This window comes from Corynebacterium sp. HMSC078H07 (genome assembly GCF_001812805.1).
In the GTDB taxonomy this organism is placed as follows: Bacteria; Actinomycetota; Actinomycetes; order Mycobacteriales; family Mycobacteriaceae; genus Corynebacterium.
In genome coordinates, this window is record NZ_KV810518.1 from 35,329 (window position 1) to 50,834 (window position 15,506).

14 protein-coding genes are annotated in these 15,506 nt (G+C 59.8%); 7 read left to right on the forward strand and 7 right to left on the reverse strand.

The features are described 5' to 3' along the window. From HMPREF2875_RS12025 to HMPREF2875_RS12040, 4 genes are all read left to right on the forward strand, one after another. A partial coding sequence (locus HMPREF2875_RS12025; RefSeq protein WP_246817114.1) for an amino acid adenylation domain-containing protein occupies positions 1 to 2,216 on the forward strand: 2,216 nt, incomplete at its 5' end. Positions 2,217 to 2,307: 91 nt separating this feature from the next. Next, complete coding sequence (locus tag HMPREF2875_RS12030; RefSeq protein WP_014307391.1) at positions 2,308 to 2,934, forward strand: MptD family putative ECF transporter S component; 627 nt, start codon at positions 2,308 to 2,310, stop codon at positions 2,932 to 2,934. After that, entirely contained in the window at positions 2,934 to 3,680 is a 747-nt protein-coding gene (locus HMPREF2875_RS12035) for an energy-coupling factor transporter transmembrane component T (RefSeq protein ID WP_014303365.1), read from the forward strand. Before HMPREF2875_RS12030 ends, HMPREF2875_RS12035 begins: the two co-directional genes overlap by 1 nt. Before the next feature lie 14 nt (positions 3,681 to 3,694). After that, positions 3,695 to 5,155, forward strand: coding sequence for an ABC transporter ATP-binding protein (locus HMPREF2875_RS12040; protein ID WP_246817115.1), 1,461 nt, complete (start codon positions 3,695 to 3,697; stop codon positions 5,153 to 5,155). A 3-nt stretch (positions 5,156 to 5,158) separates the two neighbouring features. On the opposite strand, the gene HMPREF2875_RS12045 is transcribed toward HMPREF2875_RS12040, so the two are convergent. The 6 genes from HMPREF2875_RS12045 to HMPREF2875_RS14065 all read right to left on the reverse strand — a co-directional run bounded on the left by HMPREF2875_RS12045 (position 5,159) and on the right by HMPREF2875_RS14065 (position 11,314). Further along, the gene (locus HMPREF2875_RS12045; RefSeq protein ID WP_070673459.1) at positions 5,159 to 6,883 is read right to left on the reverse strand and encodes an ABC transporter ATP-binding protein; all 1,725 of its coding nucleotides are present in this window, start codon (positions 6,881 to 6,883) and stop codon (positions 5,159 to 5,161) included. Beyond that, positions 6,883 to 8,649 carry an ABC transporter ATP-binding protein gene (locus HMPREF2875_RS12050; RefSeq protein WP_034970331.1) on the reverse strand — a complete coding sequence of 589 codons (1,767 nt, stop codon included), beginning with the start codon at positions 8,647 to 8,649 and terminating at the stop codon, positions 6,883 to 6,885. The genes HMPREF2875_RS12045 and HMPREF2875_RS12050 overlap by 1 nt, the downstream gene beginning before the upstream one ends. Positions 8,650 to 8,676: 27 nt before the next feature. Next, positions 8,677 to 9,462: a thioesterase II family protein gene (locus tag HMPREF2875_RS12055; RefSeq protein WP_023018093.1), complete on the reverse strand. Its 786-nt coding sequence runs from the start codon at positions 9,460 to 9,462 to the stop codon at positions 8,677 to 8,679. Next, positions 9,459 to 10,466, reverse strand: coding sequence for a glycosyltransferase (locus tag HMPREF2875_RS12060; protein ID WP_224784049.1), 1,008 nt, complete (start codon positions 10,464 to 10,466; stop codon positions 9,459 to 9,461). Before HMPREF2875_RS12060 ends, HMPREF2875_RS12055 begins: the two co-directional genes overlap by 4 nt. 217 nt (positions 10,467 to 10,683) lie before the next feature. After that, positions 10,684 to 11,118: a DapH/DapD/GlmU-related protein gene (locus HMPREF2875_RS14210; RefSeq protein ID WP_371327573.1), complete on the reverse strand. Its 435-nt coding sequence runs from the start codon at positions 11,116 to 11,118 to the stop codon at positions 10,684 to 10,686. Then, positions 11,030 to 11,314 (reverse strand): maltose acetyltransferase domain-containing protein, encoded by a 285-nt coding sequence (locus HMPREF2875_RS14065; RefSeq protein WP_234914037.1) that lies wholly within the window; start codon positions 11,312 to 11,314, stop codon positions 11,030 to 11,032. The genes HMPREF2875_RS14210 and HMPREF2875_RS14065 overlap by 89 nt, the downstream gene beginning before the upstream one ends. A gap of 411 nt (positions 11,315 to 11,725) precedes the next feature. Between HMPREF2875_RS14065 and HMPREF2875_RS12070 the strand changes: the two genes are divergently transcribed. From HMPREF2875_RS12070 to HMPREF2875_RS12080, 3 genes are read left to right on the forward strand one after another with little or no spacing between them, the layout of a single operon-like run. Continuing rightward, complete coding sequence (locus HMPREF2875_RS12070) at positions 11,726 to 12,790, forward strand: ATP-binding cassette domain-containing protein (protein ID WP_014303358.1); 1,065 nt, start codon at positions 11,726 to 11,728, stop codon at positions 12,788 to 12,790. After that, positions 12,787 to 13,548 carry an ABC transporter permease gene (locus tag HMPREF2875_RS12075; protein WP_014303357.1) on the forward strand — a complete coding sequence of 254 codons (762 nt, stop codon included), beginning with the start codon at positions 12,787 to 12,789 and terminating at the stop codon, positions 13,546 to 13,548. The genes HMPREF2875_RS12070 and HMPREF2875_RS12075 overlap by 4 nt, the downstream gene beginning before the upstream one ends. Continuing rightward, entirely contained in the window at positions 13,541 to 14,362 is an 822-nt protein-coding gene (locus HMPREF2875_RS12080) for an ABC transporter permease (RefSeq protein ID WP_014303356.1), read from the forward strand. The genes HMPREF2875_RS12075 and HMPREF2875_RS12080 overlap by 8 nt, the downstream gene beginning before the upstream one ends. A 543-nt stretch (positions 14,363 to 14,905) precedes the next feature. On the opposite strand, the gene HMPREF2875_RS13365 is transcribed toward HMPREF2875_RS12080, so the two are convergent. Then, positions 14,906 to 15,506 (reverse strand): transposase (locus HMPREF2875_RS13365; RefSeq protein ID WP_141754631.1); only part of this gene is annotated, 601 nt, incomplete at its 5' end.

Here is a 15,506-nt window from a genome sequence, read left to right on the forward strand (position 1 = left end):
CCCGCACGGGCACGGTGGTTGTCTACCCCGACGGTGTGGATAGGCACTTCAACGACGCCCGCGGGGTACTGCCGGTCAAGGCCCGTGAGCTTGGCATTGACGACGTCGCCTTTCTCCAGCACGTCGCCGCCACCGTGCAGGAGGAATACGGCACGCAGCGCACCTACGCCTGCGGTTATTCCAACGGTGGGCAGATGGTAATACGCCTGCTTTTCGACGCCCCCGGCTTCCTCGACGGCGCCTGCATCTTCGCCTCGACGATGGGCAGCGGCGCTAACCATGCGATCTTCCCCGACGACATGGTGGCGGAGCTTTTCACCAGCCTTACAGCCACTCTCTCGCACCTCGCAGAGTCCCCTGAACTCTGGAACGCGCCCACCAGTACCATAGCTCCGACGACCAACGCGCCCACCGCAGATCGAATCAACGACACAGACCGGGAACTCCCCGGAGCGGATAAGAGCCTACTGGGGCTGTATCAGAAGGGACTTGCCGAGCATGGTGACAACCTCGCGGTGATAGACGCCACCACGCAATGGACATACGAGCAACTCAATGAGCAGTCGGATAAGTGGGCCCAGCTTATTGCTGCAACTGACCCGGCGCCTGGTGATCTCGTTGGCATCATGATGGAAAAGTCCGCACAACAGATCGCAGCGGTACTAGGCGCAATGAAGGCCGGATGCGCCTACTTGCCGCTGAGCGTGGACCAACCGGTGGGGCGTAACACTTCCATCATCAACGATGCGGGTGCATCCATTGTTGCGATGGACCATCCGGACGATGATTTCGCTGCGTTAGCCGAGCACTGCACAGTCATCACTCTGGCCGATGTCGCCCGGCATCGGCCAGGTGACCAGGCCTTAAGCGAATCGAGTCCGACACCCAGCTCGCTTGCGTACGTCATCTACACGTCTGGTACGACGGGCACTCCCAAAGGAGTAGCCATCACCCACGAGTCGGCGGTCAATACGATTGTCGATGTCAACGAACGCCTCGGGGTGACTCCGACCGACCGGATATTGGGGATTTCAGAGCTAAACTTCGATCTATCGGTATACGACATCTTCGGGATGTTCGCGCGGGGTGCTACCTTGGTGTTGCCATCTCCAGCAGACAAACGTGATCCGCAGTGCTGGGCAGATGCCGTAACTACGCACTCGGTGACGCTGTGGAACTCTGTGCCAGCACTTTTTTCGATGTACGTGGAACACCTCCGCGAACGGAGCCTCATTGGTTCCTCCGTACGGTCGGCACTACTCAGCGGAGATTGGATACCTGTAAATATCGCTTACCAGGTCAGCACCCTCTTCCGGGACTGCACAGTTTTCGCTGCTGGGGGTGCTACCGAGGCATCGATATGGTCAAACTGGTACGAGGTAGGCGTCGATGATGCCTCGCGTACCAGCATTCCCTATGGAACGCCGCTGGCAAATCAGCGAATGTACATCCTCGATGAGGCCCTGAACCCCCGACCCACGCATGTGCCGGGAGACCTTTACATTGCCGGACGTGGCCTGGCCATGGGGTACTGGAAGGACCCAGAGAAGACCGCAGCATCATTCATCACCCACCCCCGCACCGGCGAACGAATGTACCGCACGGGCGACAAGGCCCTCTACAATCACCTTGGTCACATCATCTTCCTGGGGCGCGAGGACGGTCAGGTTAAGGTCAACGGCTACCGCATCGAACTCGGTGAGATCGAGTCAACAGCACGAAAATTCAACGAACTCCGCGATTGCGTCGCTGTCAACGACCATGGCATTGTTCTCTACGTTGTTACGCATGAGGGCTTTAACATGGCAGCACTCAATAACCACCTCGCCGAGTCTCTCCCTGCCTATATGCGTCCACGCGTGATATCACGCATTGATGGGCTACCACGGTCTTGGAACGGCAAGATTGATCGCAAGAGTTTAGAAGGAAAAACCTTTGAACAACCACAAACAAGGGAACGCTCTCGTAATCACCGAGATTCGGGTATCATTACCATCTTGCAAGAACTCCTCGGGCCCAAGGAGATCAGCATCGACGATGACTTCTTCACCATCGGTGCCGACTCGCTCACGGCCGTGCGGCTTACTAACTCGATTCGTCGAGAAATGTCAGTAGAGATCTCCATACGTGACGTATTCAACCATCCAACGGTCCGAGAATTGTCCGACCTGATCGCCAACATCGTCGGCAGCGACGTAGAAGAAGGCGAAATTTAGAGTTCATGCCACACCTGTTTCACTCACCTGACAAGCCACTTGCCCCCAACCCAGTGCTACGCACAAGCAGCCTAATCTGAAAGGAAACATCATGCCCAGTACTCCCCACACCACCCCGAAAGATGCAAAAGCAGGACGGCTGAACATCACCGACCTGATGAACATCGGCATCTTCTTCGTCATCAACTTGGTAGCCGGCGTGGTCATCGCCTTCATCGGCATCACCCCCATCACCTACGTGATGATCACCAGCGTTCAGGCCCTCATCCTGGGCATCCCGATGATGCTGTTCTTGGCCAAGGTGCACAAGCCCGGCATGGTCTTCATATTCCTTCTTCTCAGCGGCCTCGCCAGCCTGCTGCTTGGTTTAGGCATATGGCCACTGCTGCTCAGCTTGGTCATGGCCGTGTTTGCCGAGTTAATTTTGCGCGCCGGCAAGTATACGAGCGCAATACACAGTGTGATCGCCTATGCCTTTATAGCAGTGTCACCCACCGCATCATATATTCCGCTTTTCTTCACCACTCGGCGCTACATAGAGAGCAGCGGCATGCAGACCAAATATGGTGCTAGTTTCGCGGATGGCCTCACCTCTATTGGCCAGATGACTTGGCTATTCCTCATCATTGTGATAGTAACCTTCGTCTGCGGGATCCTCGGCGGGATCCTCGGCCGGCGCATCTTCACCAAGCACTTCCAGCGAGCAGGAATCGCCTGATGTCGCCCACTTTGCCCGGATCAGGCACGCACACAGCGGGACTCCATCTGGACCCACGCACCACGGTGCTGGTCATCCTCGTGGTGTCCTCGGTGCTCATCTCACCGGCCGGGTCCAGTGGGGCGCTGGGCAGCACCGCCCGGTGGATGCTCATTGCCGTTCCCGGGGCACTTTTCCTCGCCTCCGGCATGGTGGCCGCTGCACTGCGATACGCACTCACCTTCGCGGTGCTCGCTGGCTTTCCTGCGGTGGTGGTACAGGCCCTGCCCGAGCGCCACATCATCGTGGACGTGTGCGCTACGTGGTTCGCAGGGCTTTCGCTCATCCTCCCTGGCATCACGTGCTGCTGGTACCTACTACGCACCGTCTCGGCCAGCGAATTCATGGCCGCGATGCAGCGCATGCGGAGCCCCGACGCCCTGACCATCCCCACGTCCATCATGTTCCGGTTCTTCCCGACGATTCTCGAGGAATACCGCGATATCCGCACCGCCATGCAGATGCGTGGCATCTCGGGCCTGCGCAACCCGATCGCTATGCTCGAATACCGCTTTGTGCCACTGTTGGCGTCCGTTGTGAGCATCGGCAACGAGCTGGCTATGTCTGCAGTGACCCGCGGATTGGGCTCGCCTCGCCGACGAACCACGCTGTGCGAGATAGGCTTCCGCGTAGGCGACGCAATAGTCATAAGCGTGCTCGTCGTGTCCCTGATCCTACTACTGGTAAATATAGTGATGCTGCCGTGATAAAGCTGCACGATGTGTCACTATCCTATAGTCAAAACACAGCGGAGCCGGTGCTGCACCACGTAAATCTCACCGTGGCGAAGGGCGAACTAGTTCTAGTGTGTGGCGAATCAGGCTGCGGTAAGTCCAGCCTGCTACGCCTGATAAACGGCGTGGCGCACACGTTCTGCGACGCCCAGATTTCGGGGGAGGTGCTGCTGGACGACGAAGACATCACTCATGCCCACCCACACGACATCGCCGAACGCGTAGGCTCAGTGTTCCAAAACCCCAAGTCGCAATTTTTCACGCTGGAAGTAGCCAGCGAACTCGCCTTTGGCTGCGAAAACCTCGGCGTGGCGCCCAACGAGATTCGACAGCGTATTGGGGAACTTTCCGCAGATTTCGGCATGGTTCATCTCCTCGACCGGCACCTGTTCACACTTTCCGGCGGCCAGAAACAAAAAATAGCATGCGCTTCAGTGGCCGCGATGCACCCACAGGTACTACTACTAGACGAACCATCATCAAATCTCGACCTCGCCGCCGTCGATGAGCTGCGCCGCATCGTCGCGCAGTGGAAGACACAGGGCCGCACCGTCCTGATCGCTGAGCATCGGCTTTCCTACCTAGTTGACATCGTGGACCGAGTGCTGGTTATGCAGGACGGGCAGATCGCTCATGATCTCAGCGGCTCGGAGTTTCGCACCCTAGACAAGGCCGAACTGTACCGCATGGGCTTGCGCTCAGCGCAGCAGGTCCCCGAGGTGACCCGCGAGCCACGCCCTTCAAGTGGCACGATGGTGCTCAAAAAGCTACAGTTCACCTACCCCAAGGCTACAGAGCCATCCCTGAGCATCAGCCACACGGAGTTGCCGCAAGGGCAAGTCATCGGCGTGGTAGGACGCAACGGGGCCGGAAAATCTACCTTTGTGCGCGTTCTGACTGGCCTGGAATCTAAGGCCACCGGCGTGGTGGACATCAATAACCGCTCGCTCTCGGGTCCCCGGCAGCGCCTGCGCCAGTCCTATTTAGTAATGCAGGACGTAAACCACCAGCTTTTCGGGGAGAGCGTGGAGTCCGACGTAATCATCGGCACCAGTGGACCGGATGGGAAAAACGAAGCGCGCCTTACCGAGGTGCTTGGTGCACTTGATCTCGCGGACAAGCGGGCCCGGCACCCGATGTCGCTTTCGGGCGGCGAACGCCAGCGCGTGGCCATCGCCTCAGCAGTCCTAAGTGAGCGCGAGGTAATCGTCTTCGATGAACCCACCAGCGGGCTGGACCTGTGCCGCATGCACCGGGTGGCCCACCTGCTAGACGCCCTAGCCCGGCAGGGCAAGACCGTTTTGGTAGTAACCCATGACATGGAGCTGGTGGCGCGGTGCTGCGATCTTCTCCTGCGCGTGGAAAAAGGCCGCCTTACCGCCTGCGAACCGTGCGATGATCTCGCACTGGCGCGCACGGTGCGGTATCTACGCGGCCGCGACAGCTAGTCCCTACAGCTTCCAGCTGGTGGCGTCGCTCTTTTCACCCCAGAAGCTGCGGTAGCGTGGGGAACTCTCCATGAGTTCCTCGTGGTTGCCGATAGACTCCACGGTGCCGGAGGGACTCATCATCACAATCTGGTCCGCGTCGCGGATGGTGTGCAGCCGGTGCGCAATGACGACGATGGTGCGCTCGGCAGAAAGCGTTTTCATACCGCGCATCACAAGGTGCTCATTCTGCACGTCTAGAGAGCTAGTCGCCTCATCAAGCAGCACGATCCGCGCGTCCTTCAGTAGCGCACGAGCGATGGAGACACGCTGACGCTCACCACCGGAGAGATTCTGCCCGCCCTCGCTAATCAGGGTGTCAAACCCCTGCGGCAGCTGCCGGGCAATCTCGGTGACACCGGCCAACTCCGCTGCGCGGAGCACCTCCTCCCGCGTTGCATTGTGGCAGCCCAGGCGGATGTTTTCATACAGTGTGTCCTCGAAGAGGTACACGTATTGGAACACCATAGCCAGCGAATCCAACACCGCCCGGGAGCCAAGATCGCGAATATCCACACCACCGATACGGATGGTCCCCTGGTCAACGTCATAGAAGCGTGCCGCAAGTTTTAGCAAGGTGCTCTTGCCACAGCCGCTGGGACCCACCAACGCAGTAGTAGTTCCGGGCGCCACGCGGAAACTCACGTCGCGGACCACTGGGGTGTTGGGTTCGTAGCCAAAGCCCACCCCATCGAACTCGATGCCATAGTCGCGTGGCGCCGCCGGAACCGCAGGCTCCGGCAACACCCGCGCATCGAGGATCTTTTGGATCTCATCTAAGGTATTGCGCGCGGATTCCAAGCCCTCGCCGTAGGGTATGCCCGACATAGCAACGCGAGCCAGGATGAACACCAACACAATGACGCCAATGTAGGTGCCTGCTTCTAGCCAGTGGTTGAGAAGTAGCACGGTGGCCAGGGCATCAATGACCACGGTACCGACCATGATGATTAAAGCCAGACGACCCATGATCATCTCACCTGTCTTCTGGGTGTGCTGCTGGGCGCTAAGCTGCTCTCGAATCGAGGCGCGCACGGCGCGCTCCCCCAGCGAATCCAGCCCAGCCGTGCGCAGCACCGGCTGCACCTGGGCGAACTCCAGCACCTCCGCGGCGCCGTGCTCGTTGCGCTCGCCCTTCTGGCGCTCTGCCACGCGGTACTGCCGCATTAGGCGGTTATAGGCGAACCACACCACGGCAGCCACTGCAACGGTAACCAGCCCCAGCCGCCAGTCCACGGCGATGAGAAACACGCAAGCCAAACCGGCCGAGGCAGCACCGTGCAGCATGGGCCGCAGCATCATTGCCGGCGCGTTAGCGGCAAACAGCGCACCGCTGGTGGCTACAACACCGATCTGGCCGGCGCGATCTTCTTCAAAATAGCCCAGGGGTAGCTGTGCCGTGCGATCGGCGATAAGCCGGTGGATGCGCAGCACGTAATCATGCCCCAGGTCCTGGGCAATAACCTCAGTGGGCCAGTCTGCGGCGGCGTAGACGAGGACGGAGATAATGATCCAGGGCAACCATGCTGCGGCCTGCGCGGGATCTTCGCTAAACAGCGTGTCCAAAAACAGTGCAATGAGGATAAGGCCAATGGCCAACGCCACCGCGGAAATCCCAATTAGCGTAAGGACCAGCACCAGACGGCGACGATCAGCCGGACTGCCCAGTGAATAGAGCGTGCGGATCATTATTTTTCCTCCCCTTGGATGCCCGCCTGCGCGGTTTGGTAGCGTGCCCACATCGTGGCGTAGCCCTTGCCTGCCGCCACTAACTCTTCGTGAGTGCCTGCTTCGGTGACCTCACCGTTTTCCAGCATGAGGATCCGGTCAGCGCCGGTGATCGTGTGGAGCCGGTGTGCGATAACTACTAGCGTGCGCCCGGCCACCAGCTCGGTAATGGCCCGCTGGATCGCGGCCTCGGAGTCCGGATCCGCAAAAGCGGTGGCCTCATCCAACACGAGGATCGGCGCGTCGAGCAAGATGGACCGGGCAATAGCCAGCCGCTGCTGCTCGCCACCGGAAAGCTGCGCGTCCTCTCCCACCACCGAGTCGTAGCCGCGCGGCAGATGGGTAATGCGCTCATGAATCTGGGCGGCGCGGGCGGCGCGAACCACGTCTGCGTCGGTGGCCTCCGGGTGAGCGAGGCGAATGTTATCCCGCACGCTCATCCGCATAAGGTAAGGGTCCTGGAAGACGAACCCTACCCTACGGTAGAGCTGGTCAGATCGGAGATCAGTACTAGGGACGCCACCAATGCGCACCGACCCCTCCGTGGGGTCTAATAGCCGGGGGATGAGCGCGGCTAACGTGGACTTCCCCGAGCCGGAAGGTCCCACCACCGCAGTGATGCTGCCGGCGGTAAGTTTTTGGTTAATGCCGGAAAGCACCGGGGTGTCCGGCACGTAGGAGAAGCTTAAATCTTTCAACTCAATTCCGGCGTTTGCAGGCTCCCTGCCGCCAGCAGCGGGCGGCAATACCGGGATGTTGAAGAACTCGGTGAGATCCGCCGCGGCAGCCTTCGCCTCCGAAAACATGATGTTAGTGCGCGAAAGCATAAGCAGAGGCGCGGCGATGTTGTTGATGAACAAAAACGCTGCCAGCACATCGGCCACTGGTACGCCCGCAGACGTGATGAGCCACGGGCTGGCCGCGGCTACCACCAGCAGGCCAAACCCGGTGGAGGTGAAGATCTTCATCAAAGCGGTGGGGTGTACGGTGGCGTGCAACCACTCGCGATAGAACCCACCAAAACTCCGGGAACGACTAAGGAAAATGCTCTCGTCGTAGCCTTCCGGAACAAACACCTTGATAACCGGGATGCCGCGCACCAACTCTACGACGGCGGCGTCTAGCTGCTTCTGGCTGGACTTAAATTTCTCCGCCTTTTCTTGAAACTCGCGCATCATAAACGGCATGGTGGCCACTGCCAACAGCAGTGGTACCAGGCCCAGCAGGCCTATCCGCCAGTCCACCACGAACATGTATCCCAGGCTCAATAGCGGTACGAGTACACCGGCCGAATAATCGTGCGGCGCGTGGGCGATGAGCTGGTGGATCTTGGTGACGTCGTCTTCGATGTAGGTTTTCACAGTCCCCGAAGGTGTCCGCGTAAACCAAGACAGCGGGAGCCTACCCAGCTTGGTAATCTGCTGCTGGCGTAAGTGCTCGCCCAAAAGGCCGTCGGCCTGGTGGCTTACCTGGAGGCTCTTCACGGTTGCCTGTCCATGTAGGACGGTGGCCACCATGAGCGCCGCGACTAGCAGCCACAGCTTTGACGCATCTATCGGCTCTCCCTGGAAGGACAGCATTACGGTGCGCACCAGCTCAACCAGCACGATTACCGGCACCAGCGACAAAACCGCCGCCAGCACCGCCAATAGCAGCGACACCGTGATCTGCCGGTGGGCAGGTTGAGATATTTGCCTAAAGGTAATGGGTGGTTTTTGTTCGGTCATCGGGGCCTCTTTACTTAACAGTCACAATCACGCATTGTTCCGCGCTAACCAGGCAGTGTTCCCAGTAATTCCCGCTAGAAAACCGGCAAGCAGGTCGAGGAACTCGGTTCCAGTATCGAGCGGGAAGAAATGCCCACCCGGCAGGACCTTCAGTTCAAAACTACCGCTGGTAAAATTTTCCCACCGGGAAAGCATCTCTGGGCTGACAGCTGGGTCGCTATCCCCCGCCAATGCCAGCACAGGAGAGCGAAGCACCGTGGTTGCATGGTGAAAGCCCTCGTGTAACACATAATCGCGACGAATGTCAGCGAGCAGCAGCTTCATCACATCATCATTGGCAAGGATCTCAGGTGGTGTGCCACCTACCTTCTCAAACTCCCTGCGCAGCGCACCGAACCCCATTGACGAGTGGTATTCCCCAGGCACGGTTTCTCCGGGCGCCTGCCGTGCGGCCACCACCACGGCTTCCGGTATAGTGGGCCGATGCATCTGCTGCAGGCAGGCAGCAACCTGGTAGGCCAGCGCTGCCCCCATGGAGTGGCCGTACAACGCAATCGGCGCGCCCGCCGCCAGATCTACTATCTCGGTTGCGCACATATCGGCGAGCTTGTCAAAGTCGCTTACCCATTTCTCTCGGCGACGGGTTGCCTTTCCGGGAAGCTCCACCGGCACCACGTCAATGCTTGGGTTGACCCCCACCCATCCACGATAGACGGAAGCGCTGCCTCCTGCGTGATGGAAGCAAAACAAGAGGGTTCCAGTGCGATGTCCGGCCACAAACGGAAAGACTCCCTCGCAGCTGATTTCTGTCATTTTTCGCCTTTCGCTAGGTCGGACTGATTAAGCACGATTTCTACTGCTGCGACGGTACCCGGGTCTGTGGCAAGCAACTCGGGCATCCTGCGGGCTGCGGAGTCGTATGCTCCACTTACCAAATCGGCAATTCCGGCGGCCAGGGACTGGGCACTCAGTTCGCCTCGCTGGGCGTCAATATAGTTCGGCCCGGCACCGTTTCGACAAACTGCGTTGGCATGGAAGTGTTGGTCACCACCGAATGCAACCGCAAGGCACGGCTTGCCGGCGCGCAGGATCGCCCCGGTGGTGCCCAGTGAGCCGTGGCAGATGCCTGCACGGCACCACGGAAGCACAGTCGCGAACGGGACCCGGGCGACGGTGAGGATTCCTTCTCTCACACCAGGCTCATGATCGGGATCGACGATTATCGCCCGCAGACCATGCTCGATGCACGCGTCTCGAGTCCATCGTTGAAGGTCATAAACGCGATCTGAGACCATACTCCCAAAGCTTGCCAGAACCGGGGCCGAGCCGGCAGCCACAAACTCCTCGACTGCTGGGTCTAGGGCGAGTTCACTGTGGTGCGGGTCAAGCCACTCGCCAGTGACGTGAATGTGGTTTTTCCATTCCGGCGCCGGCGGACTCAACGCGGGACTGAATTGGTAGATCGTGGTTGGTGGAGAGGAGAGCGCTCGCTGACGCAGCCCCAACCTACGGCGCCATGCCGCTATCACTGGGCGCATCGCCCAAGCCATCAGAGTATTGGACATCCAGTGGGTGACCAGAGCTCCGACAGAGCCGTCCAGTTTTCGCGGATCCACGAGGCTGTAACGGAGGCAGGGTTCGGTAGGGAAAACCTGCACCCGAACGCTGGGGACTCCGCGTGCAGCCCCTAACAACCGAGCAACTTCACTGAATTGGGTGTACATGACCACGTCAACGCCATCCATGGCATGCTCTAACACATCGAAAACGTGGGCGTCAGATATCATCTCACGGATACCTAAGACAGTGTCCATCATGCCTTTACTATCGCCCAAAAGGCGCTTCATTAACGCCCGGTAATCACCGGGTAACTCGATGTAGTCCACCCCGTTTGCACGAAAACTCCCGCCGAATTCGCTAAACCCAGCCAAAACAAACTGGTGGCCACGATCTCGAAGTGCGACACCAAGGTGCGCAAATGGCAGCATATCACCCTCAGAACCCAGGACGACCGCGAGAACTTTCACAGCCGTCTCAATCCGTAATCCAACTAGGCCACTCAGGAACCCAAGACTCCCCCATGAGCTTATCTTCCGGGCCAATATCACGAATGACTCGGCACGGATTACCGGCTGCGAGTACCATGGGCGGAATATCTCTTGTCACAACACTGCCAGCACCAATTACTGCACCATGCCCAATCGTGACACCCGCAGTTACCGTGCAATTGCCACCAAGCCACACATGGTCTTGTATGGTGATCGCACCCCCGGTACACACCATGTATTGCCGCTCTACGGGGTCTAAGGCGTGATTGCCAGCAAAGAAGGAACACCATGGACCAACCATGACCTCATTGCCAAATGTCACCGGGGCCATATCAAGTACCGTCGTTCCTCGATTGAAGGTCACGCCATCTCCGACCTTGATTTTCGAGCCATATTGGACATGAAATGGCAGGAAAACCATTAAGCGCTCCCCCAAGTTCACCAAGCAGGTCTGCCATCACTGCCTGCTTCTCCGCTGTTTGAAGTGGACGAAGCTGGTTGAGATCGTGACACTTCTCCGCCGCCTCCATCATCTCGTAATAGAGATCCGGGTCCTCAATAGGGCGGAAGGGCTGACCGCAGAGAATCTTATCTTCGATTTGCTCTCGAGAATCCATGGATACTCCTTTGTGCTTGAGAGGCGCGAGCCACAATACGAATTACGGTCAGCCACGCGGTTTGACCCTGACTAGTCGGAATACCCAGATTCTTAGCTCACACTTGGTAGCTTACAGGCCTTCGACTTAATTGTCAAGCATGCCATGCCTAATTATGGTATGCTCAACTTTGCAGCAACCTGCAGCGTCGCCGCCGATCAGCCGACCTGTGCAGCCCTCTCCTGCGGGGCGCTGTGCACGACCCGGTGCCGCTAGACATACATCATTTTCTAAGGATTAGTTGGCACTACCCCAGGCGCTTGCTCCGTGGACCACAATCCATCGTTCGCGGGCAATAATCGGTTTTCCTTCTGCGGTAGGAGAATCGGTGCGCCGTCTAATAGACCGTTGACGTATATCCAGGGATGAATCATGAAAGAAAACCCCACCACGGCAACCGCTAGCGGTGACCCCAGCGCCACCGCAGTCCCCTCAACCAGCGCCCACGCAAAAGGCCGCGACCTGGTGCTTGATGTCCAAGATCTGCGATGTAGCCTGGGAAAAGTCAAGAAGCGAACGGAAATCCTGCGCGGTGTGACCCTCGCCATTCCGCGCGGGGGCATCCTCGCCGTCCTAGGCGCCAATGGTGCCGGCAAGACAACCTTGGTCAATGTCCTTTCCACGCTGCTGCCCGCCACGGGCGGAACCGCCATCATCGATGGCCACAACTTAGCCACGGATCCTTCCAAGGTGCGCGCTTCCATCGCGCTGACCGGGCAATACGCCGCAGTGGATGAGGAGCTTACCGGCAAGGAAAACCTCATCTTCTTTGGCCGCCTGGCAGGGCTTAAAGCTAGCGATGCGAAGGCCCGCGCCGCGGAACTTCTTGAGCGCTTCGATCTGGTTGGCGCCGCCGACCGCCTGGTTTCGGCATACTCGGGCGGCATGCGCCGGCGGTTAGATATCGCCGCCTCCCTCACTGTCCCGCCCGCGCTGCTGTTCCTCGACGAGCCGACCACGGGCCTCGACCCCGCCGCGCGCAGCTCCGTGTGGGATACCGTCCGCGGGCTGGCGGCCGACGGCACCTCGATCCTGCTTACTACCCAATACCTGGAAGAAGCTGACCAGCTCGCAGACCGCGTCGCCGTGCTCGCCGGAGGCAAGGTGCTCGACGAAGGCACCCCCGCCGAGCTCAAGGACCGCTATGGCACCACGGTGTGCCTCATCACGATGTCTAGCCCGGACGATGCCGCACGCCTCACCCACACCTTGCAAGAACACCGCATCGACTGCCGCCAAGAGGACACCGTATTGCGCGTCGATGCGCCCGATGGCCACCGCACCCTAGTCCGGGCGCTGGCCTTGTGGGATGGCGACGACACCTCGGTCGCGGACGTCTCCTTGGTTCCGCCCTCCTTGGACGATGTCTACTTCGCTATCGCCGGGTCCGGCGACATCGCGCAGCAGGCTCCCCACACCGGTGGAGGCTCCCAGTGAACGCGCTCGGAGCAGTCGCTGCCTCGTGGCACCGCAATGTCCTGCGCACCGTCCGCAACAAGGCCGTAATGGTTTCCGCCGTGGCAATACCCAGCCTGTTCATGGTCATCTTTTACGCCACCTTCGCCAAGGCTTCGACGGAACTCGGCATCGATTACGCCGCCTTCCTCCTGCCCGCCGGCGTTATTCAGGCGATTGTGTTCGCCGCCGGGGGCTCCTCCTTGGCGATTACGCGTGACGCCGAAAACGGCATCCACGACCGCATCCGCGCCACCGGGACGCCCGCCTGGGCCACGGTCGTCGGCCGGCTGCTGGCAGATCTCACCCGCGCCGCGTGGTCGTGCAGCATCGTCGTCCTCACCACGATCCTGCTCGGTGCCCGCTACGCTGCCGGACCGGGTCGTATTATCCTTACCATCGCCCTTTTCGCCGCCCTCACCATCATCCTCTCCGCGTTTATCGATGGCTCCTGCCTGTTGGCCCCCAAGCCCACCTCGGCGTCCTTGCTCTTCCAAAACCTCGTGCTGGTCATGGTGATGTTCTCCACCGCATTCGTGCCTGCGGATGCGCTGCCCGGCGGCATTGGCCCCATCATCCGGCACGTACCGCTATCTCCCATCTTGGACACCGCCCGCAACCTACTAGGTGGCGCTGCCCTGGGGGCGCGCGGAGTCGAAGCACTGTGCTGGCTCATCGCCATGACCGTCGTTGGCGTATGGGGCTTTATCACCGCTTTCCAGGGGAGGAAACATGACTAACCACACCACCGCCACCGTGTCGCACGACACCACCTGGCTGTCCACTGTCGCCACGCATTTTGGAAGGCACCTGCGCGCCGCCCGCCGCGATAGCGCGGTAATTACCAATACCGTGGCTGGTCCCGTTTTGATGTTCCTGGTCATGCGGTGGCTGTTTGGCGACCTCATGGCGGCCTCGCAAGGCTCTGCCACGCTCGACGCGTTACCGCTTACCATCGCGCTCATCCTTTCCAGCGAACTGATGAATGGCACCTCCGCCGCCGCGCAGATAATTAAGGAACGCCAACGCGGTATCACCACCCGCATCGCGACCACGCGCTACGGCACCAGCCCGGAGATCTTCGGCCGCTGGTGTTTCGATTCCTTACGCAGCCTTATCTCCGGCTGCGCGGTGCTGCTGGCTTCCGTGGCTTCTGGCCTGCGTATTCACACGCTGGCCGGGTTTGGCTGGGTGCTGTTAGTCATCATCTTCGGCGCGGTGGTGGCCGCCTCGCTATCGGCCATGGTGGGCGCGATGTGCGCCACCCCGGAGGCCGCCATTGGCCCGGCCCCCATCATCATGGCGGCCATGGCACTTAACGGCGGCCTCGTGCCCGTGGAGCAATTCGCTGGTGTGGTTCAACCCATCGCCCGGTGGAATCCGCTTACCTTCGCCGCCCGCGCCGGCGCCGCCATCGACGGCACGCCAAGCGCCGAAATCCTTGCCACCGGCCAGCCCGGCACCGCAGTCTGGGCTTTCGTGGCCTGGATGGTAGCACTCACCGTAGTGCTGCTAGCCGCCGCAGCTGCGTTCCGCCGCCCCACCATGTCGTAAATAGCGCCGGTTAGCGCGACAGTGCTACTTGTCGCGCGGCGGCGTCCCCAGCGGCGCGGTAGCGCTACTTGCCGCGCAGGGCGCGCCGCCGCGATAAAGAGCTGCGAATCTTTACCCGCGGCCGCGCTAAGGCGGGTAGTGTCGCCGCCGGTTACCGGCAACCAGGCGGCCTCGCCCGGGGCTAGCTCCAGGTCGTTTACCGTGACCACACCAGAAGTAGCCAGGGCGATGGCCGGTCCGGGAAGCTGCGTGGAAACCGTGGTGCCGGCGGGCAAATCGTAGCGGGTCACCGCAAACTCCTGCACCGGCAGCGGGTACTCTACTACCGTCGCGGTGTTGGGCGCGGCATCGGCAACAGCGGCGCTCTCCGCGCCTGCACCATCGCCCAGGGAGGTGTTCCTATATAGTTTGTCAATTCCGTGGGTGAGTTTGTTGGGGGGGTGTGAAGGGTTTCTGCTTTTCCTTGTGGATGTTGTTTTCGGGCATGGTGAGGAGCCGATTGGGCTTGCTGTGCAATCGGCTTGAGGTGAGGGTCTGTTGGTTCTAGGCTGCTGCGGCCTCCTGGACTGTGGAGATGTCTCGGTAGAGCTCGCCGTTTCGCATCATGGCGAAGAGAACGTTGAGGTGCCGGCGTGCGAGTGCGACGACTGCGGCGTTGTGTCTTTTGCCTTCTTTGCGTTTTCGTTCATAGAATTGCCGGGAACGCTCGTGGAATCTGATCGATGCAAAAGACGATTGCCATAGGGCGTTCTTTAATTTTTTGTTGCCAGCCCGGTTAGGCGAATTCGACATGATAGACGTTCCTGACTGATTCGTCCGCGGTGATAGCCCTGCATAGGATGCTAGGTGCGCTGCATCGGGGAAGTCGGACATATCGCCAACAGTCATGAGGATCTGCGCTGCGCTACGCGGGCCGATACCAGGCATGGATAAAAGAATCTCGGTCTGCGGAATGTCCTGAATCAGCTTGAGTACCTGCGCTTCGATTTCTTTACGATGCTCGAGTTTGGTTAGTGCATCTGTGGCGGACATTGCTACGCCAAGTTCGGCGTATTCTGCGCCGGCAATGGATACGGTCTGTTCGTGGATGGCAGCAAGCATGGCATCGATGGGACCTGACCCCCATGTGGTGGACACCTGATAT